This window comes from Trichloromonas sp. (assembly GCF_041583255.1).
In the GTDB taxonomy this organism is placed as follows: Bacteria; Desulfobacterota; Desulfuromonadia; order Desulfuromonadales; family Trichloromonadaceae; genus Trichloromonas.
In genome coordinates, this window is the sequence record NZ_JBFHGD010000011.1 from 1 (window position 1) to 18674 (window position 18674).

Sequence of the window (18674 nt, forward strand, 5' to 3'; positions counted from 1 at the left end):
CAATGCCCCGCGGATCGATCCCGTGGTGGGAATAAAACCGCCGGTCTTCCACGGCGATCAGCGCATCGATCACGTGCTGCGGGACCTGGTCCAACTGGACCAGGACGCGATCCTCGTTCTTGCCGGGATAGATGCCTCCGATCAGGGGCGGATCCAGGCGAGCCAAGGCCAGGGGTTGCCCGTCGGCACGCTGGAGCAGGCCGCCGACCTGAGAGCCGGCAAACTCCACCCGCAATCCCATCGCCTCCTGGCGCCCGTCGCCAAAGGTAAAAGGCCGGGTCACCAGCTCAAGGCTCCCCCCACGCCAGCGATAGGTCCCCGGATCGCCGGCGTTTGAGGTTTCGCGATAACCCAGCAGGGTCAGCTCCGCCCGCATTTCCGAAGCGCTCAGCCTCTGCCCCTGGTAGAGTTCAAGCGCCCGTGCGTAGACCTGCGCCGGCAGGGCGAACCGCTTGCCTTCGAACCGCTCGCGCACGGCCAGGTCGAGATAGAACGTTCCTGCCGCGGCCGCCAACAGCAGCAGTATCGCCAGCGCGGAAAAGGTCCATAATTTCCATTTATTTTTACGGCGCCTGGCCATCGTCGTTTATGATCTCCGACAGAATGAGTTCATTGAAAAAAAGCCGTATCACGCCAGCCGGCAAAACCTCTCAACCGGCAAAGAGCTGCAGTGAAACACTTAAAAACATAACATTGGCCCGGTGCACTTATAAAGGGAAAAGGATTCTATCAAACTGCAAAACAGAAAGGGCTGTTATTTGGTTAATCGTAACATGTTAGATCGAAACAGGTGGGTTGCAACATGAATGCATTTTGTGTAAAAAATGACTGTTGTTTGGGCATCCAAAGCGAGAAAACAAAAGGACCTCAATAGCGGTTAAACCATCGAAGTCCTTTATCTTTTCAGTGGTGCCCGGGACGGGGGTCGAACCCGTACAGCCATACGGCCGAGGGATTTTAAGTCCCTTGCGTCTGCCAATTCCGCCACCCGGGCAAAGCAGATGCCATTTTTAGACGATTTTGCCCTATAGTGTCAACGGAAAAGCCCCCTGCATTCAAAAGCGTGACATCATCAAGGAGAATACCATGTCGAACACACTGCAATGCCCCAAGTGCCAGGCGACCATCCAGACCTACCGGAACCCGTTTCCGACGGTGGACATCATCATTCGCCAGGGAAACAGCATCGTGCTGATTGAACGCCGCAACGAGCCGATGGGCTGGGCTCTGCCCGGCGGTTTTGTCGATTACGGAGAGAGCCTGGAAACCGCCGCCGCCCGCGAGGCGCTTGAAGAGACCGGACTTGCCGTACGTAACCTGAAGCAGTTCGGCGCTTATTCAGACCCGCAGCGGGACCCCCGCCAGCACAACATCTCGTTTGTCTTTACCGCCGAGGGCGAAGGGGTCCTCGAGGGGGGGGACGATGCGGCCAGCGCCAGGCTGTTTGCTCTCGACAACCTGCCCTCCCCGCTTTGTTTTGACCATGCCGACATCCTGCGAGACTACATCGATCGCGTCGGCATCTGATTGTCCGGCCGGTCGCCGGTTAGGCGAAAAAAGCCAGTTCCGGCATCTCTTCCAGCAGTTTATGACGGACACAGAGCTGGAAATAGATTTTCAGCCCTTCGAGATGGGCGCTGCCGAGTTCGTAAGACATGCAGTTCCAGTAATCGACCAGCCCTGCCTCCCCCATCCAGCTGCGCTCCTGGGTTTCGGCCGCCAACTGTTGCAGGGAACCAAAGGCCATATCCCTGGAACAGTTGAGCTGCCGCTGCAGCTGCCGCACCAGTTCGTTCTTATCGGCGGCCGCCTGCCGCCGCAAAATCCACAGGGCAAAGACAAAGGGCAGCCCGGTATGCTGCAGCCAGAGTTCGCCGAGATCATAGACGAATTTGGCCCGGCTGTTCTGCGCCGCCCTGAGCGCCCGATCACCGATGAGCAGCGCGCTACCGCCTTTGTCGATAACCGCTTCGACAGAACCGGCGGGCACCTGGCAGCGATAATTGCGCAGACCGTAGAATTCTCTCAATATTACCTGCAGCAGGTTGATGGAGGTCGCCGAATCGCCGGTGAGGGCGATTTCGGCACCTTCGAGCTGTTCGATGGGGCGAGCCGAGAAGAGCAGGACGCTCTTGACCTGGCCACAGGAACTGATCGACAGCTCGGGGAGCAGCAGGTAATCCCGCCAGTTGCGGGCATACTCAAAGGACGAGGAGGGGCTGACATCGATTACGCCCTCCGCCAGCAGGCGGTTGAGTTGCGAGGGGACGCCGCTGACAATGCGCCCGGCAAAGCCGCATTTGGGCAGATAGTGGAAAAACGGGGCGCAGTTGATGTAGGCGATGTGGCCGAGCGAGAGCGTCATTGCTTCTGCATGTCGAGCAGCGGCTCGTCCCCTTCAGGGTCGGGGAGCCCGACAAGGGTGACCCCTTCGGTTTCGAGCAACAGCCCGCTGACCCGCAGGTACTCGGTGACCGAGCGGTTGTAGTCGGCCAGCGAGGCGATCTGGTCGGTACGGGCCCGGGCCAGGTCATCTTCGCCTTCGAGCACGTCGCGGGTGGTGGCCAGCCCGACTTCCTTGCGCTTGAGCAGGGTGCGGAGCTTTTCTTCAGAAAGTTCCCGCCCGCGGCGGGCCACTTCGATCTTCTTGCGGTTCACATCGAGCAGGCGCACCGCGGCCCGGATTTCGTTGCGAACCTCTTCGCGAAACTGCTGCAGGCGGGCCTGCTGCCCCTTGATGCGCAGTTCGGTTTTGCGCAGCTCGTTGCGGGCCTCGCGGTTGCCCAGGGGATAGCTGAGAGAAAGGCCGATGTTCCAGTTGTTCAGATCGTCGCTGCCGATGCTGTCGAGGTCGTCGCCGTAGTCCTCCCCCAACCCCTTGCGGGCATAGCGGGCAGTCAGGTCGACGGCGGGAAGGAGTTGGTTGCGGTTGACGGTACGTTCGATATCGAGCTTTTCGATTTCGCGCTGGCGCTGCTGCAGGTCGGGACGCTTGCTCAGTGCGGCCCGGAAACCGGCATCTTCATCGGCCAGCAGTTCATGGGCCAGCAGCTCGTCATCACCCACCTCGACTCCCTGCGGAAAGTTCAACAAAACCGCCAGTTGATCGAGGGCATCCTGGTAGGCGCGCTGGGCATCGAGCAGTTCCCGCTCACGCTGGGTCAGGCCGACCTCGGCTTCGAGGATCTCGATCGGCGGCAACACCCCGGCGTTAACCCGCGACCGGTTTTCCGCCAGTATCCTCTCGGCCAGGGCCACCGAGGTCTCACGATATTTCAGGTTGTCGCGATAGCGCAGAATATCATAATAACTGTCCCGCACCTGGCTCAGCAGCGCAAAGGCCTGGGCGCGCAAATCCTGCACGGCGACATGCCGGTCCTGCACGGCGAACAGAATCTGCTGTTCGGTAACGGTCTGGCCGAAGCCCTGCAGCAGCGGCTGGACCAGGCTGAGGCTGGCTTCGCTGCGGTAGGCGGGATTGACGAAGGGGCTGGGGTTGGTCGCTGTTCGCGCGCGGTCGTTGGCAAAACCGGCGACCAGTTCGGCCCCGGTCGGCAGCAGCTGGCTGAGCGAGACATCGAAAATGCGGCTCTCGACCTCAACTTCGGCCAGGGTCGTTGCCGTATTGCTGATATCCCTGCTTTCACCTTCCGAGAAACTGGCCAGCGCCCGAGGGTCGTATATGCCATACCCCTTGCGCACCAGGGCTTCACTGGCGCGGGCGTCGTAATCCGACGCCTTCAGGTTCAGGTTGCGCTCGAGGGCAAAGCGTTCGGCCTGCTTTAAATTGACCCGTTCGGCCGCCTCGGACCAGGCTGGCGCCAGCAGGGCCAACATCAACCATAAGGCAATTGATCGTATCATTGGATACCCCGTTTTGATATTGAAGAAGAGCTAATCTACACCCTGAGGCGGGAAAAGACAAGGCCGCAGGAAAGGCTATTCGGCGGGTCCGGCTGCGGCGATCCCGCGCAGGTTCCAGGCGGGGTTGCCGTAACGCTGCCGTACCAGCTCTTCGGCATCACGCCATTCGGCAGCAGTCGGAGCCTGTTCGACCAGCTCGGCGGAGAAGACCGAGGCAAAGCTGGCGATCAGGCAATCTTCGACCTGTTCAACCGTGACCGGATGATCGAGCCAGCGGTTGATCCAGCCGACCTTCTGCGCCAGCGCCCGGCCCCCTTCTTCTGACGAGATCCGGCCAAGGGTATCGAGGGCGCGAAAGAGCCTTTCCGGATCAAGGTCAACGGGAAGCGAGCCGTGCTGAAGAAAAACCTCCCCCTGGCGTTTCTGGGAACTGCCGGCAATCTTACAGCCCTCACAGAGCAGTTCGTAACTGGACGGGGCGGTAAAACAGGCGCTGTGCGTCGTTTCGCTGCCCGGGCCTCCACTGCGCCCGGAGACCAACGTCGCGTCAAGTCCGAGGGTCTCAAGGGTCAGCTGCAAGGCCAGTGAAATGGAACGATAATTATCGAGCACCCGCTCGGAGAAGCCGCTGCCGCGCACGCCGGCAATGACCGAATAGGTCACCTCGGAGGCATGCAGAACCGCCCGGCCGCCGGTCATCCGGCGAACCACGTCAATCCCCTCGGCCCGGCAATACGGCAAGTTGACGACCCTGCCCCCCCGTTGAAAATAGCCGAGGCTGACCGCCGCCGGGTCCCAGCGGTAGAGGCGCAAAACGGGATGCGAACAGCCGGCAGCCACCGAATTGAGCAGGGCCTCGTCGAGCGCCATGTTCAGAGAGCCTGGCAGTGGGCCGGTTCGGACCTGGCGCCAGATAGTCTTCGCCATAGGCATATGCTTTCTTGCCGTACAAACAGCGAAGGCCGGGACATCCCCGGCCTTCGCTGTATTCTTCAGATGATGCAGATCAGAGCACCAGACGCTCAAGGAAGCCGGTATCGAAGTTCCCTTCGATAAAGTCCTTGTTGTCCATGATCTTCTGGTGAAAGGCGATGGTGGTCTTGATCCCCTCGATGATGTACTCGTCGAGGGCCCGGGCCATGCGCTTGATCGCCTCTTCGCGGGTATCGGCATGCACGATCAGCTTGGCGATCATCGAGTCGTAGTGGGGCAGTACGGTGTACTGGTCGTAAACCGCGCTGTCGACCCGCACGCCAAGCCCTCCCGGCGGATGGTAGCCGTTGATCTTGCCCGGTGAAGGGGTGAACTTGAAGGGATGCTCGGCATTGATCCGGCACTCGATGGAGTGGCCGTTGATCTTGACGTCGGACTGCTTGAAGCGCAGCGGCAGACCGGCGGCGCTGCGGATCTGTTCCTTGATGATGTCGATACCGGTGATCATCTCGGTAACCGGGTGCTCGACCTGCACCCGGGTATTCATCTCCATGAAATAGAAATCTCCATTCTGATCCAGGAGAAACTCCATGGTTCCGACGCTGGTATAGCCGACCGATTTGGCCGCCTCCACCGCGCAGTCGCCCATTTTCTGGCGAAGTTCGGGAGTCAGCACCGGACAGGGGGCCTCCTCGATCAGTTTCTGATGGCGTCGCTGAATCGAACAGTCGCGCTCGCCGAGATGGATGACATTACCGTGCTTGTCGGCCATGATCTGGATCTCGACGTGTCGCGGGCGCTCGCAATACTTCTCGATGTAAACATCGGGATTGCCGAACCCTGCCTGGGCTTCGGAACGGGCCGCGGCAAAAGCGTTGGGCAGCGATGCCGGAGAATGCACGATCTTCATGCCGCGACCGCCGCCGCCGGCGGTGGCCTTGATGATCACGGGATAACCGATTTCGCCGGCGATCCGCTTGGCCTCGTCGGTCGTATGGACGCCCTCCTTGGTGCCGGGGAGGATCGGCACGCCGGCCTTGGTGACGGTCTGACGGGCACTGATCTTGTCCCCCATCAGGCGCATGTTCTCGGGCGTCGGACCGATGAAGGTCAGGCCGCAGTTGGCGCAGATCTCGGCAAATTCGGCGTTTTCAGAAAGAAAACCGTAGCCGGGATGGACGGCGTCGGCGTCGGTCACCTCGGCGGCGCTGATGATCGCCTTCATGTTGAGGTAACTTTTGGCGCTCGGAGCCGGGCCGATACAGATGCTTTCATCGGCCAGCTTTACATGCAGCGCCTCGCTGTCGACATCCGAATGCACCGCCACGGTCTTGATGCCGAGTTCCTTGCAGGCACGGATGATGCGCAAGGCGATCTCGCCACGGTTGGCGATGAGTATTTTATGAAACATGGATAACTCCAATGTTTGGTTGAGAGGTCTGAACCTGGCGTTAACGGTTATTTAACCACCAATCACCATTCACTAATCACCGACCTCCGCTCTTAAAGGCGCTCGACAATGAAAAGAGCGTTGCCATATTCGACCGGCTGCGCATTTTCGTGGCAGATCTCGATAATTTTACAACGGAATTCGGCTTCGATCTCGTTCATCAGCTTCATCGCTTCGACGATGCAGAGGATCTGGCCCTTTTCGACCACCGTGCCGACTTCAACGTACGACGGCGATTCCGGCGACGGGGCCCGGTAGAAGGTTCCGACGATAGGCGAGGTAATGGTTTCACCCTTGGCGGTAGCCGGAGCAGCGACTGCAGGTGCGGCGGCAGCGGGCGCGGCGGCAGGAGCGGCCATCTGGGGAGCAGCCATCATCGGCTGGGCCAGATACTGCTGGGGAGCAGCGACCTGAACGAATTCGGTTTCCTTGCCGCGCTTGATAACAATCTTTTCGTCGGCATTTTCCATTTCAAATTCGGTGATGTCGGTATCCGTCACCATCTTGATCAGCGTTTTGAGATCCTTGATATCCATTAGTGTATTGCCTCCTGACGTTATGTTTGCCACCTTGCCGGTGGACTGGATGACCGCATACCGAAAACCGGTCAGACCGGCAGGGTTCGAAATCCCTTGGGGATGCGGGTCAGCCGGCGACAACCGCCGGCGGTCACCAGTACCGTATCCTCGATGCGCACACCTCCAACATCGGGGATATAAATACCGGGCTCAATTGTAAACACCATCCCTTCCCGCGCCTCTTCTTCGGAGCGGGTAGAAACAGCCGGAAATTCATGTACTTCAAGGCCAAGACCATGGCCGGTGCCATGGCCGAAATAATCGCCGAAGCCACGATCGCTTATGAACTGCCGGGCGGCCGCATCAATATCCCTGAGCGCGGCACCGGGGCGTACCCTGTCGATGGCCCGGTCATGCGCCTCAAGGACGACATCGTGCAGTTCACGAAGCCGGGGAGAAATATCACCGACGGCCAGGGTAACGGTTTCGTCGGAATGATACCCATTTAAGCGGCAGCCTAAATCGATGGTCACCAACTCTCCGGCGGCAATGATTTTGCTCGATGCGACCCCGTGAGGCAGCGCCCCGCGAACACCGGAGGCGACAATGAAATCGAAAGCTTTTTCTTCAGCGCCCCGACGCTTAAGGGCAAATTCCAGGGCCAGGGCGACATCCCGTTCCCGCGCACCGGGGCGGATCTCGGCCAGTATTTCTTCAAAACATTCAGCATTTAAAGCAGCTGCCCGCTCGAGAGCATCGATTTCGGATTCGTCCTTCAGGCAGCGCAGGGACTTGATTTCGCGAACCACCGGAACCCATTCGTACGCTGAGCCCTTCGCACTGAGTTCACTGGCGGTGGCAAAGGACAGGGTCTCGGCCTCGAATCCGACTCTGACAGCGCCTTTCTCAGCGAGAAACTCGAGGACCCCGTCGACCTTGACCCGATATTCGCGAATTGTATCTGCCGCCACCTGCTGCCGGGCCTGCGTCGTGTAGCGCGAATCGGTAAGAAAACCGGCTTCCCCGCGGACCACCACCAGGGCTCCGTCGGTGCCGGAGAACCCGGAGAGGTAGCGAATATTCGGCAAATGAAAAAAGACAAACGCATCCAGCGCGCATGCCTTGAGAAGTTCATCTGCCTGAGAGATTCTTTTATTTACCATAACGGCATTTTACGTACAATAATTATTCTTTTAATTTGGCTGAAAATGCCTGCAGCGCCAGGCCGTACCCTAGGGCACCCAGCCCACAAATCTGGCCAACAGCCACAGGGGCGATGTAGGAATGCTGGCGGAAGGCCTCACGGGCGTGAATGTTGGACAGATGAACTTCGATAACCGGGATCGCCACGGCGGAGAGGGCATCGCGCAAGGAAATGCTGGTGTGGGTGAAACCGCCAGGATTTATGATGATGCCATGCACTCCATCCCGTTGGGCCTGGTGAATCCGGTCGATCAGCATCCCCTCATGGTTGGACTGGAAAAATTCCAGAGCAAACCCAAGCGCGCTGCCCTGTTTATCCAGGTCACGGTTGATGTCATCGAGGGTCTGGGCGCCGTAAATCCCGGGTTCGCGGGTTCCGAGCAGGTTCAGGTTGGGTCCGTTAAGCACCAGTATGGTTTTCAGGGGATGGGTCACGCCAGCGCTTCCTTCAGATTGCCGGATTCGCGCAGGAGCAGATAGCGCCCTTTACCGAAATTTCCGTTGGCGTCGATGGTCAGTGCGACAAAATACTCATCGGACAGGATGCGGACGACGACATAAAAACGTTCCGTGCGGATGGAGACCTCTTCCATGGCCCCGGTGTTGAGTATTTCACCGGCTTTTTTTATTTCTTTCAGGATGTTGGAGTACTCAACGGCAACCAGTTGCAGGTCGATCCCGTCGCAGGGCTGAAAATACTGCTCGATGGCAATGCCGTCGTACCCCATGAGCACGGCTCCGATACCGCCACCGGTCTCCTCGACAAGAGCCTGAAGTATATTAGCGAACATGCGCCTCCCTCCTCCTGCTGATGGAATCGAGCCAACCAGCAAAAACCTCGACAATGGATCGACCGACAGGCTCAACCGAGGAAGCCGGCTCAGCCCTAACGGTCTCTGCAGTTAAATTATCCGGTGCTGCCGCATGCTGAGCGGCCCCCGGGATAACCGCCTCAGCTGTCCCGATGGCCTCGACTCCCGCCGCATCCGACCCGGAATCCTGAATCCGCTCCTTCAGGGCGACGAGCTTCTGGCGAAGATCGGCGTTTTGCGGGTCGGCGCGCAACAGATCGCGATAAACCTTGAGTGCCTTCTCCGGGAAACCCTGACGGATATAAATCTCGGCGATGGTTGCCGTCGAAATCGGGTCGCCGGCTTTTTCCGCCGCCCCTTCTTGAGCAGAAGGAGCGGTCGCACTTTCAGGCGCAGCAGGGACCACCGACGACAAAGCGGCTTGTTTCGCAAGCGCCGAAAGCATTTCATTTACTGAATCGTCATCGGGGTTGATGCCGTGTGCCCGATCGAGGAGCTTGCGGGCTTCATCGTGCCCCCCCTGCTCCATTCGGAGCTTAGCCAGCCCCTTGAGTGCCGCGAGGTTCTTCCGATCGAGAATCAGTGCCTTTTCGAATTCGGCGACCGCCTCGTCAATCATGCCCTGCTGAATCAAGGCCCGCCCATAAGCGACGTACCCCCCAGGAAACGCGGGATTTTCCATGATCCCCCGCTTCGCGACATCAACGGCCTCGTCAAGCATCTCCATCTGCCGGTAAGCATCGCTCAAAGGGACGAAGATCGTGGAACATGGATCTTTATCGAGGAGTTCGGTGTATGCTGCGATTTTACCGAGAAGGGAGCCCTGTTCGGAATGATCAGCCATTATTTCACCTGTATTCCAGGAAATTGGGAAAGGATCCGTGCAAAAAGGCTTTCAGGCGAGCGAATGTCGTGAACCGAACAGTCGCCAATGCCGTGATTAAGAACAAAGCGAAGCATCCCGTCCCTGACTTTCTTGTCCCGCCCCATGGCCGCAAGATAATCATCCAGGGAGTGTGCGGGCGGCGACGCGGGAAGACCGAAAGCAGTGATCAGTGTTCGGATGGCAGCGACATCATCTGCCGAGGCGAAGCCAAGCTGAGCTGACAGCTCGGCCGCGATCACCATGCCGATCGCAACCGCTTCACCGTGGCTGACAACGCCGTAACCGGCCAGGGTCTCTACGGCGTGACCGAAGGTGTGCCCATAATTGAGAATAGCCCTTAACGAGCTTTCTTTTTCGTCAATTTCTACAACATTCGCCTTAATTTGGCAAGACCTCTTTACCGCCTGCACCAGGGCATCCGGAGCCAGTTCAAGAAGTTGCTCTTTCTGGCTGGCTAGCCAGCCGAAGAATTCGCGATCCCTGATGACGCCGTACTTGATCACTTCGGCCATGCCGGCGGCGAACTCACGACGGGGCAGCGTACGCAAGGTGGCGACATCGATATGAACGTGGCGGGGCTGGTAAAATGCACCAATCATGTTCTTGCCCAGGGGATGATTGACGGCGGTTTTGCCGCCGACAGAACTGTCCACCTGGGAAAGGAGCGTGGTCGGAACCTGGGCAAAAGGGACACCGCGCAGATACGTGGCGGCGGCAAACCCGGTAATATCGCCGACAACGCCGCCCCCCAGGGCCAGCAGCCCGCAGTACCGATCGAATCCGCCCCGGATCAGGGCATCGTAGATCAGCTCAAGGGTCTGCAGGGTCTTGTACTGCTCGCCATCGGGAATCTCGATAAAAGAGACCTGAAAACCCGAGGACTCCAGGGCCGCGAGCACCGGCTGACGATAAAAGCCGGAGACCGTGGGGTTCGTGACAATCGCGACCCTGCGGGGGAATTTGACATCGATCAGGGCTTCACCGAGTCGATGCATGATTCCGTCGCCGACCCAGATCGGGTAACTCCTGTCGCCCAGGCCGACATCAAGCCGTTCCATCATCTATTCTCTCCAAATCTACTGACGTACCGATTCAAATCAAACGGAGCGAACGTAGCTATTATATCGCTCGAGGCTTTCCCTGATGTCTTCCATCGAATCACCACCGAACTTTTCGAGAACTGCCTCGGCCAGCGTGATCGCCACCACCGCCTCGGCAACGACCGCGGCGGCAGGCACCGCACAGACGTCGGAACGCTCGACAGTCGCCTTGAAAGGGGCCTTGTTCTGCATATCAACCGTTTCGAGCGGTGTGTACAGGGTCGGAATCGGTTTCATCGCGCCGCGGATCACAATAGCCTCGCCGTTGGTCATCCCCCCTTCGAGGCCGCCGGCCCGGTTCGACTTGCGGAAGAACGCGCCATCAGCATAAGCGATCTCGTCATGAACCTGTGATCCCGGCCGGCGGGCGGCGTCGAAACCGGCACCGACTTCGACGCCCTTGAAAGCCTGTATGCTCATCACGGCACCGGCGAGACGTCCATCAAGGCGGCGGTCCCAGTGCACGTAACTGCCAATCCCGGCAGGCGCGCCGAGCACCACGACTTCAACGACGCCGCCAAGGGAATCCCCGGCCTGCTTGGCCTGGTCGATCGCCTCGATCATGCGTTTTTCGGCACCGGCATCAAAGGTGCGACAGGCAGACTGCTCGCTCCGGGCAAAGCGTTCGCGAAAGTCGACATCGTCCCCGCTGGCGGCGATCCCGGCAATCTCAGAGACATAGCCCATGATCTCGATATCGAGGTCGCGAAGAAATTTAATGCAGAGCGCCCCGACGGCGACCCGAACCGCGGTCTCCCTGGCGCTGGAGCGCTCAAGGATGTTGCGGGCATCGTCATGGTGATACTTGATCATCCCGCTCAGGTCGGCATGGCCAGGCCGCGGATGAACGACCGCGATCCCCTCGACCCGATCCTCGGCGCGGGGGGACATTTTCTTGTCCCAGTTTTCCCAGTCCCGGTTATGAATCGACAGGGTCACCGGGGATCCCAAGGTCTTGCCCCAGCGCACACCGGAAAGGAACTGCACCTGGTCCTTTTCAATCTTCATCCGCCCGCCGCGGCCATAGCCGAGCTGCCGCCGGGCCAGATGGCGATTGATGTCATCCGCAGAGATTTCGATATTGGAAGGGAGCCCTTCGACAATCGCGGTCAGGGCCGGGCCGTGAGATTCTCCAGCAGTAAGGTATCTCAGTTTCATGTCATTTACCTGCGACAAAAGTTAAGAAAACAAAAGGACAGGCCATGGCCTGTCCTTAATAATTAGACTGTTCAGGACAAGGTCAATTCACAATACGAGGCGTAACGAATATAAGGAGTTCAGCACGACTTTTTGTAAGATTTTTACTCTTGAAAAGCATCCCTAGATAAGGAATATCTTTAAGATACGGTATTCCGGAATCGCCTTCATTTTCACTCTCAACATAAGCACCACCGATGACAGTCGTTTCTCCATTCATAACGAGTACTTTAGTCTCTGCAGACTTAGTATCAATGGGTGGGTTAGAAGAAGATATCTGAAAATTTGGCGTATCGTTGGTTGCTTTGATTTTCAAAATAATTGAATTATCCGGGTTAATTACTGGCGTTACTTCAAGCGAGAGGAAAGCGTTCTTCCACTCAACATTGGTGCCATTGTCGCTAACCGTTGTATATGGAACCTGAGAGCCTTGTGATATTTTAGCAAGCTCGCCATTGAGAGTCGTTACCCTCGGACGCGAGATGACTTTAGCCGTCCCGTTGATCTCAGAAGCTGCCAATTTGATATCAAGAACGGTACTTTCGAGAGAAGTGCGACCAAAAGTTAAAGCCGAGCCAATACCACCTACACCATCTGACGCGGAAACAACAGGAGGAATGAGGAAGCTCCCCCCCCCAGCGACACTGAAACTGGTGAGTCCGTCATAGGCAGAGTCATTGTTATGCGTAACCCCCCAGGCGATTCCTAAGTCTTTACCCAAGATAGAAGAAGCCTCAACAATCCTCGCCTCAATCATAACCTGCCGTTCAGGGGTATCGAGAATGGTAATCAGTTTTTTAACCGAATCAATAACGCTTGGAATATCCGTAAGAATTATCTGCTTGTTACGGTCGTCGGCAGTGATTTTTCCACGTGCGGACAACAATTCTTTACTGGGCTTCTCAATATTTTTTAAATCCGTATAACTGACCGGAATCACCTCGGTCACGAGATCTTCCAGCTTTTCCTTGTTACGGGCGGCGGTGAATTTCGACTCCTCCATGGCGCGGATCTGATCCTTGGGCAGAATCCGGACCACGTTTCCCTTCTTGAGCATACCAAGATTTCGGGTTTCAAGGATCAGGTCAAGCGCCTGATCCCAGGGCACATCGATGAGCCGCAAGGTAATCGCCCCCTTGACATCATCAGAGACGATAATGTTCAGATCACTGACTTCAGCAATCAACTGAAAGATGTCACGCACATCGGCGTCATCGAAAACGAGGCGGATTTTCTGACCGGTATATACCTGTTCGTTCTCGGTGACGCCAATGGGTTGAGGCATTTCAACAGAAACTTCCGCTGAAGCCTGACGGCTGTAGGCGGAAACCGAACCGCCAACTGCAGGGGTGGCTGCCGCCCCGGAGGTTGCCACCGGTACCGGGAACTGCTCCCGCGAGGCTGCAACAGGCTCGACAAAAGCACCGTCGTCAACAATAAAGAGCAGACGGTTGCCCTGCTCTATAAGCTGGTAGGAGACCTGGCCCTTGAGTTCGACAGCAAACCGGACATCCTGGCGGCTGCCAGTCAGAACCGTGTAGGGCGTCGCCCTGAGCACCGCGCTGGGGAATGATGAAGAGTCAAAGGTCCGGCGCAGGGAGCGGCTGATGGTGGCATCCTTGACACCGAAGCGGACAATGCTTCCGTCAAGGGTCGCCGGAATGACTTCGGCCGGACCGGAAAGATCGATAATCAGCTGAGATTTGCCATTATCTTTTTGAAAATTGACTTCATCAACAGAAACCGTGCCAGCAGCTGATTTTGCAGCGGGTTTTGTTGCACTGGCGGGTGCAGCGCCGCTCCAGTTGACAACCACCGCATTCTGTTGTTCAGAGAGAGCATATGTGGGAAGAATGCCCGAATCAGAATCAAAAACCAGGCGGGTACGATCCTTGTAAGTTCCCACACGCATCTGGCTGAATCCCTGCTGTGCGGCGAAAGTACGCTCCTTGAAGAGAGGCCGCACGTCATAAAGATCAACAACCAGGCGAGCCGGGGAAGCCAGGGTAAAGTAACGATAATTATCTATCTTACCATCAGCATTTAACACCGCCCGACCCGGCTGCATGTCAACCGAATCGAGCAGCTGCGCCGCACCGGCAGCAGGAGAAGCGGCTACGCCCGCGGAACTGCCGCGGGTCGAAGGCGGATCCTGCATTTCGGCAGAAGCGGCCGCCGAGTCAACCGCTTCGGTGAAAACAACGATCAGATCGTTACCCGAGGCGGAAACATTATAGGCCATCTTCTTATCGAGCAGGAACTCGACCCGGCCCAGTTGCCCAGAAGACAAGGATAACGCCGAGACGCGCACCGCCTGAAGCGGCGCAACCTTCATTTCGGTCAGCGGTGCAATTCCGGCCACCGCCATCCCGGGAAAATCAATAACCACCCGGACAGGATCGAAGGAATCATAAACCGTGTAGCGATACCCGACAGGGCTTGCCGTCTGAAGCTTGACGGCGGTTTCTGCGGCCGTCGAGTCGAGCGTCACAGAAAGCAACCGGTTGTTTCCAGGATCAGCGTTCATTGTAGCTGCAGATGCTACCGAAATGTTGGCGGCAGTCAGCAACAGACAAGCAACACCGATGACCGCAACGGTCAGACGCATGCCAGCACGCCACATAAAATTCAGATCCCTCATATTAGTTGGCTCCTTCCCGCTTAGGAAGTTCGATCTTCTGAACACTTTCCCTGACTTCGCCTACAAAATCGTAATATTTCTCCTGAACGGACACCCCCTCAGGGTCAACCCCGACGACTACGCCGTTATTCCGACCGACCTTGACGCCCTTCTTAAGGATATATGATTTCCCCCCTGGAGCGGACACCATCGCCATAGGATCCCCCTTCCCCACAATGACTCCGGTCAACCGCAACTGGCCGAGATCCAGCTGCTGTAAAGGCGTCAAAGGTTCATCCGATAAAAAGGCTGGTTTTCGCTGTTCCAGCAAAACCTTAAAGGGATCCCTGCGGTCAGCAGGATCGTAACGATAGGTCGGAACATCCACCACTTCTACTCCAGCGTTGTCGGCGACTGTACCGGCCTTCGGCATAGGCACTTCAACCTTGTCCTGCTTTTGTGTTTGCGGTGCAGGAGGAGCGACATCTTCCCCACAGCCGGCAAAAAAGACAACCATCCCGAGCAGAAGCAGAAGCAACGATCTATGCATCATTTTCCGCCTCCTTTACGAGTAGGAGTCGCCGAACCTTCAATGAATCTGAAGGTGGTCACGAGACAATCAATCGACAGTACCGTACGGCCATCTGCGTCCTTCGGGTTGCCAAGAGAAAGGTTATTGATATTCACAATACGCGGTAAATTGGCGACGGCATCTGAGAACAGAGCAGCTTCATGATAGGAACCAACAAGCTTCAAATCGACGGGGACTTCAGCATAAAAGCCCTGTGGACGTTCCGCTCCCGGCTTGAATCGAACCACCTCAAGGCCACTCTCTTTTGCCAGAGAGGTAATACTGGTCAGCAGATTAGGGATTTCCTTATCGTTGGGCAGTTCTTTCAGGGCGTCCACAAGAAGTACTTCCATCTTCTCGTATTCCGCCTTGAATTTAGGCAGGTTGTCGGCAATCCGCTGATCCTCCTGAATCTGGGTCTGCAGCGTATTGTTTCTCTTCTCCAGCTCGGCATAATTCTCCTGCAGCGGCACATACAGAAGATAGACGAACAAACCAGCAACCAGCAGCACAAGCGCCAGCAGTATCAAGCCCCTCTGATATGCGGGCAGCTTCAGTACCTTTTCAAGGCGAGGATCCATATCCCTGACCTTTCGTTATTTGGAAGCCGCTTTGGGCGGGGCTTCGACTTTCGCAACGACATTGAACTTATTGGTTTTCACACCAGCCTGTGTACTCTGTTCGATCACCTGCAATTCAACATTTTTGTAATAAGGCGATTTTTCGAGATTCTTCAGAAAGAGGGCAACCATATCTTCATTAAGACCAACACCGGAGATCGCCACCGACCCGCCTGATTCCTTGAATGAACTAAGCCAAAGCTTCTCCGGAAGCACGAGACTGAGTTCATCCAGCAAATGCACCGGGCCGCTCTTGCCATCCTTGAGCTGACTGAGGATATCCAGTTTGCCGACAAGCTCTTCCTTTTTTTTCTTGAACGCAGCAACTTCGCCCAGAACTTTTTTGAGCTGACCGATTCGGGCTTCCTTGCTGGCAATCTCATCCTTGAGCTCATCGACCTTAAAGAGCAGCGAGGCATAGACCGATGCACAGGCGACTATAGTCAAGATCAGAGCAAGAATCGTCACGGCAATCTGGCTGCGAAGCTTCTCTTTTTTCTGGGCGGCCCGGACGGGCAGAAGATTGATATGAATCATTTGTCGCCCAACCTCCTCATGGCAAGCCCGGCGGCAACGGAAAATAACGGTCCGACGGCCTGGATGTATTCAGGATCAAATTCCTTCTCATTCACCTTGATCATCCGGAAGGGATCCAGCAACTCAACCGGAATGGCCAACTGACTTTCCAGAAACTCGCGAACATTCGGGGTCTTGGAAACCCCGCCAGTGATATACAACTTCTGAACCTTTTCATCAGACGAAGTCGCCGAGAAAAAGTCAAAGGAACGCTGCACCTCCTGGGCGAGACTTTCAGTCGCGTCGTTGATCACATCCATGACGGCTTGAGCATCAATATCTTCAATCTCGCCACCGAGCTTGACTTCTTCAGCATCATCGCTGCTGAGGCCGAGTCGCTTCTGAATCTCCTCGTTGTACATATTGCCGCCAACCTGGATATCGCGGGTGAATACCGACTTGCCCCCCTTGAGAACATTGACGTTCATTGCGGCGGCGCCCATATTGATCAAGGCAACAATTTCATCCTCTTCAAATCCATAATTCGCTTCAAAGGCGTTTTCGATGGCGAAGCAGTCAATATCCATGACCACGGGGTTCATGCCACACTCCCTGAACACCGCAACATGATCATTGACAAACTCTTTTTTTGCCGCCACCAGAATCACATTCATCTGGGAAGGGTCACGGGCATCCGGACCGAGGATCTGAAAATCAAGATTTACTTCGGAAATTTCGAAGGGAATGTACTGCTCGGCCTCCCATTGAATGGACGCCTCCATTTCCTCTTCGGTCATGATTGGCAGCTGAATTTTGCGGATAATTACCGAATGTCCCGAAACCGAGGTTGCGACATTTTTTGTCTTGACCTTGTGGCTATCCGCCAGATTGCGCACCACGGACACCACCGAGCCGGAATCCATAATGGCATTATCGACAATTGCCTCCGGGGGCAAAGGCGCGATCCCGAGGGTCACCAGCTGATAGCCACCCTTGGCCTGCCGCAACTGGACCAGCTTTACCGAGCTTGACCCGATATCGATCCCGACGACGTCTTTTTTAGCTTTGATTAGCATCTAAAGACCCTGACTCAAGTATGAATGAATTAAAACCATAACCCGTGACCTGATCCATCAACAGAGCAAAGCACGTGCCAGTTACTGGCCCTGCTCGGGAAAAACTTTTTCCCGATCTGACAGGCTGAGCCCCAGAGCGAGAATAATCTTACGCATCGTGACCATCCGACAAGACTCGCCCTTTTCGATGCGATCCACCGTCAGCGGAGAAACACCTGCCTTTCGGGCCAGTTCAGCCTTACTCATCAGCATGTCCTCGCGGATCTCTTTTACACGATTTTGCGCCATGTCTCGATACCTTGTAGATTAATCAGTAATCAAATTAGGCATAAGTATATGCAATTTAACAACACAGTCAAGACATATAAACTTAAATAACATATGGGAAATCATCGAAATTGCGCCATATTTTCACATTTCCCACAACATGCTGAGCCCACCAAAAGGCACCGGCACCAGATATAGCCATTAAAAAATAATTGACTAATGAACATTTTTTTCACAAAAAGACCCGGATTCGAGGTGTCAGATTCTTCAATTACCGAAAGAAACCCAGATACCAGGCGACCAGCCCCCCCCCCCAGAACAGCCAGATGACCGCGCCGGTCGCCAAAAATGGGCCGAAAGGGATCGCCAGCTTACTGTCGGCCCCTTTGATCAACATCAGAGGAACGCCCACCAGCGTGCCGAGCAGCGAACTGACGAAAATGACCGGCAAGACCGCCTTCCAGCCCAGAAAGGCTCCCAGCATCGCCAGCAATTTAACATCCCCACCGCCCATCCCCTCTTTCTTGGTCAGCAGCTCATATCCGGCCGCGACAAGAAACAGGCTGCCGCCGCCAAGAAGAATCCCGAAAAGGGAATCGGTCCAGGACATCCAGGGCAGCAGAAAAGACGCGGCGAAACCGACCACAATCCCCGGCAGGCTGATGACATCCGGTATGATCTGGTGGTCGAGGTCGATAAAGGTGATCACCACCAGCATGGCCATAAAGACCCAGAAGACCAGGGTCGGCCAACTGATGCCAAAGGTGTGGAAGACCAGCACGAACAGGCCACCGGTCAATGCTTCAACCAGCGGGTAGCGGATGGATATACCGGCTTTGCATGAGGCGCACTTGCCACCCAGAACGATCCAGCTAAAAACCGGGATGTTCTGATACCAGCGAATCCCGGCGCCGCACTGTGGACAACGTGAAGGCGGCGAAACGATCGACTCGCCGGCGGGAATGCGGTAGATGCAGACATTCAGAAAGGAGCCGATAACGGCTCCCAGAACAAAACAAAACAGATAAAACCATGCCATTG

General features: G+C 56.3%; 20 protein-coding genes and 1 tRNA gene. 1 reads left to right on the forward strand and 20 read right to left on the reverse strand.

All coding sequences use genetic code 11. The features are described from left to right. Both ABYV89_RS01740 and ABYV89_RS01745 read right to left on the reverse strand, forming a co-directional pair. Nucleotides 1-580 (reverse strand): transglycosylase domain-containing protein (locus tag ABYV89_RS01740; protein WP_432821196.1); only part of this gene is annotated, 580 nt, incomplete at its 3' end. A 327-nt stretch (nucleotides 581-907) separates the two neighbouring features. Further along, a tRNA-Leu gene (locus ABYV89_RS01745) sits at nucleotides 908-994 on the reverse strand. Nucleotides 995-1086: 92 nt separating this feature from the next. On the opposite strand from ABYV89_RS01745, the gene ABYV89_RS01750 reads away from it, so the two are divergent. Further along, on the forward strand, nucleotides 1087-1527 hold the full coding sequence (locus ABYV89_RS01750; RefSeq protein ID WP_432821197.1) for an NUDIX domain-containing protein: 441 nt from the start codon (nucleotides 1087-1089) through the stop codon (nucleotides 1525-1527). 19 nt (nucleotides 1528-1546) lie between these two features. Here the strand turns inward: ABYV89_RS01750 and ABYV89_RS01755 are convergent, their stop codons facing one another. The 18 genes from ABYV89_RS01755 to ABYV89_RS01840 all read right to left on the reverse strand — a co-directional run bounded on the left by ABYV89_RS01755 (nucleotide 1547) and on the right by ABYV89_RS01840 (nucleotide 18672). Continuing rightward, nucleotides 1547-2365, reverse strand: coding sequence for a menaquinone biosynthetic enzyme MqnA/MqnD family protein (locus ABYV89_RS01755; protein WP_432821198.1), 819 nt, complete (start codon nucleotides 2363-2365; stop codon nucleotides 1547-1549). Then, nucleotides 2362-3864 (reverse strand): TolC family protein, encoded by a 1503-nt coding sequence (locus ABYV89_RS01760; RefSeq protein ID WP_432821199.1) that lies wholly within the window; start codon nucleotides 3862-3864, stop codon nucleotides 2362-2364. Before ABYV89_RS01760 ends, ABYV89_RS01755 begins: the two co-directional genes overlap by 4 nt. Before the next feature lie 75 nt (nucleotides 3865-3939). After that, a complete protein-coding gene (locus ABYV89_RS01765; RefSeq protein ID WP_432821200.1) occupies nucleotides 3940-4791 on the reverse strand; it encodes a lipoate--protein ligase family protein in 852 nt (283 codons plus the stop codon). Between the two features lie 79 nt (nucleotides 4792-4870). Beyond that, entirely contained in the window at nucleotides 4871-6208 is a 1338-nt protein-coding gene (gene accC, locus ABYV89_RS01770) for an acetyl-CoA carboxylase biotin carboxylase subunit (protein ID WP_432821201.1), read from the reverse strand. Between the two features lie 92 nt (nucleotides 6209-6300). After that, nucleotides 6301-6783 (reverse strand): acetyl-CoA carboxylase biotin carboxyl carrier protein, encoded by a 483-nt coding sequence (accB, locus tag ABYV89_RS01775; RefSeq protein ID WP_432821202.1) that lies wholly within the window; start codon nucleotides 6781-6783, stop codon nucleotides 6301-6303. Between the two features lie 71 nt (nucleotides 6784-6854). Continuing rightward, nucleotides 6855-7928, reverse strand: coding sequence for a M24 family metallopeptidase (locus ABYV89_RS01780; RefSeq protein ID WP_432821203.1), 1074 nt, complete (start codon nucleotides 7926-7928; stop codon nucleotides 6855-6857). 22 nt (nucleotides 7929-7950) lie between these two features. Further along, nucleotides 7951-8391: a type II 3-dehydroquinate dehydratase gene (gene aroQ / locus ABYV89_RS01785; RefSeq protein WP_432821225.1), complete on the reverse strand. Its 441-nt coding sequence runs from the start codon at nucleotides 8389-8391 to the stop codon at nucleotides 7951-7953. Between the two features lie 8 nt (nucleotides 8392-8399). Then, nucleotides 8400-8759: a roadblock/LC7 domain-containing protein gene (locus ABYV89_RS01790; protein WP_432821204.1), complete on the reverse strand. Its 360-nt coding sequence runs from the start codon at nucleotides 8757-8759 to the stop codon at nucleotides 8400-8402. Continuing rightward, nucleotides 8749-9624, reverse strand: a complete 876-nt coding sequence (locus ABYV89_RS01795) for a tetratricopeptide repeat protein (RefSeq protein WP_432821205.1) — start codon at nucleotides 9622-9624, stop codon at nucleotides 8749-8751. The genes ABYV89_RS01790 and ABYV89_RS01795 overlap by 11 nt, the downstream gene beginning before the upstream one ends. After that, nucleotides 9624-10724: a 3-dehydroquinate synthase gene (aroB, locus tag ABYV89_RS01800; protein WP_432821226.1), complete on the reverse strand. Its 1101-nt coding sequence runs from the start codon at nucleotides 10722-10724 to the stop codon at nucleotides 9624-9626. The genes ABYV89_RS01795 and aroB overlap by 1 nt, the downstream gene beginning before the upstream one ends. Before the next feature lie 39 nt (nucleotides 10725-10763). Further along, complete coding sequence (aroC, locus tag ABYV89_RS01805; protein WP_432821206.1) at nucleotides 10764-11924, reverse strand: chorismate synthase; 1161 nt, start codon at nucleotides 11922-11924, stop codon at nucleotides 10764-10766. Between the two features lie 82 nt (nucleotides 11925-12006). Continuing rightward, nucleotides 12007-14604 (reverse strand): type IV pilus secretin PilQ, encoded by a 2598-nt coding sequence (gene pilQ / locus ABYV89_RS01810; protein ID WP_432821207.1) that lies wholly within the window; start codon nucleotides 14602-14604, stop codon nucleotides 12007-12009. Nucleotide 14605: 1 nt separating this feature from the next. Continuing rightward, the gene (locus ABYV89_RS01815) at nucleotides 14606-15136 is read right to left on the reverse strand and encodes a pilus assembly protein PilP (protein WP_432821208.1); all 531 of its coding nucleotides are present in this window, start codon (nucleotides 15134-15136) and stop codon (nucleotides 14606-14608) included. Continuing rightward, complete coding sequence (locus tag ABYV89_RS01820) at nucleotides 15133-15735, reverse strand: type 4a pilus biogenesis protein PilO (protein WP_432821209.1); 603 nt, start codon at nucleotides 15733-15735, stop codon at nucleotides 15133-15135. The genes ABYV89_RS01815 and ABYV89_RS01820 overlap by 4 nt, the downstream gene beginning before the upstream one ends. A gap of 15 nt (nucleotides 15736-15750) precedes the next feature. Further along, nucleotides 15751-16311, reverse strand: coding sequence for a PilN domain-containing protein (locus ABYV89_RS01825; protein ID WP_432821210.1), 561 nt, complete (start codon nucleotides 16309-16311; stop codon nucleotides 15751-15753). Further along, complete coding sequence (gene pilM, locus ABYV89_RS01830; RefSeq protein ID WP_432821211.1) at nucleotides 16308-17366, reverse strand: type IV pilus biogenesis protein PilM; 1059 nt, start codon at nucleotides 17364-17366, stop codon at nucleotides 16308-16310. Before pilM ends, ABYV89_RS01825 begins: the two co-directional genes overlap by 4 nt. 81 nt (nucleotides 17367-17447) lie before the next feature. After that, a complete protein-coding gene (locus ABYV89_RS01835; RefSeq protein ID WP_432821212.1) occupies nucleotides 17448-17654 on the reverse strand; it encodes a helix-turn-helix transcriptional regulator in 207 nt (68 codons plus the stop codon). Nucleotides 17655-17904: 250 nt separating this feature from the next. Further along, nucleotides 17905-18672, reverse strand: coding sequence for a prepilin peptidase (locus ABYV89_RS01840; protein ID WP_432821213.1), 768 nt, complete (start codon nucleotides 18670-18672; stop codon nucleotides 17905-17907). Between the last annotated feature and the right edge of the window lie 2 nt (nucleotides 18673-18674).

Excerpts from the sequence above, each read along its gene's own strand:
- ABYV89_RS01750 (WP_432821197.1), top strand. The coding sequence starts at position 1,087 with ATGTCGAACACACTGCAATGCCCCAAGTGCCAGGCGACCATCCAGACC.
- ABYV89_RS01755 (WP_432821198.1), bottom strand. The coding sequence starts at position 2,365 with ATGACGCTCTCGCTCGGCCACATCGCCTACATCAACTGCGCCCCGTTT.
- ABYV89_RS01760 (WP_432821199.1), bottom strand. The coding sequence starts at position 3,864 with ATGATACGATCAATTGCCTTATGGTTGATGTTGGCCCTGCTGGCGCCA.
- ABYV89_RS01765 (WP_432821200.1), bottom strand. The coding sequence starts at position 4,791 with ATGGCGAAGACTATCTGGCGCCAGGTCCGAACCGGCCCACTGCCAGGC.
- accC (WP_432821201.1), bottom strand. The coding sequence starts at position 6,208 with ATGTTTCATAAAATACTCATCGCCAACCGTGGCGAGATCGCCTTGCGC.
- accB (WP_432821202.1), bottom strand. The coding sequence starts at position 6,783 with ATGGATATCAAGGATCTCAAAACGCTGATCAAGATGGTGACGGATACC.
- ABYV89_RS01780 (WP_432821203.1), bottom strand. The coding sequence starts at position 7,928 with ATGGTAAATAAAAGAATCTCTCAGGCAGATGAACTTCTCAAGGCATGC.
- ABYV89_RS01790 (WP_432821204.1), bottom strand. The coding sequence starts at position 8,759 with ATGTTCGCTAATATACTTCAGGCTCTTGTCGAGGAGACCGGTGGCGGT.
- ABYV89_RS01795 (WP_432821205.1), bottom strand. The coding sequence starts at position 9,624 with ATGGCTGATCATTCCGAACAGGGCTCCCTTCTCGGTAAAATCGCAGCA.
- aroB (WP_432821226.1), bottom strand. The coding sequence starts at position 10,724 with ATGGAACGGCTTGATGTCGGCCTGGGCGACAGGAGTTACCCGATCTGG.
- aroC (WP_432821206.1), bottom strand. The coding sequence starts at position 11,924 with ATGAAACTGAGATACCTTACTGCTGGAGAATCTCACGGCCCGGCCCTG.
- pilQ (WP_432821207.1), bottom strand. The coding sequence starts at position 14,604 with ATGAGGGATCTGAATTTTATGTGGCGTGCTGGCATGCGTCTGACCGTT.
- ABYV89_RS01815 (WP_432821208.1), bottom strand. The coding sequence starts at position 15,136 with ATGATGCATAGATCGTTGCTTCTGCTTCTGCTCGGGATGGTTGTCTTT.
- ABYV89_RS01820 (WP_432821209.1), bottom strand. The coding sequence starts at position 15,735 with ATGGATCCTCGCCTTGAAAAGGTACTGAAGCTGCCCGCATATCAGAGG.
- ABYV89_RS01825 (WP_432821210.1), bottom strand. The coding sequence starts at position 16,311 with ATGATTCATATCAATCTTCTGCCCGTCCGGGCCGCCCAGAAAAAAGAG.
- pilM (WP_432821211.1), bottom strand. The coding sequence starts at position 17,366 with ATGCTAATCAAAGCTAAAAAAGACGTCGTCGGGATCGATATCGGGTCA.
- ABYV89_RS01835 (WP_432821212.1), bottom strand. The coding sequence starts at position 17,654 with ATGGCGCAAAATCGTGTAAAAGAGATCCGCGAGGACATGCTGATGAGT.
- ABYV89_RS01840 (WP_432821213.1), bottom strand. The coding sequence starts at position 18,672 with ATGGCATGGTTTTATCTGTTTTGTTTTGTTCTGGGAGCCGTTATCGGC.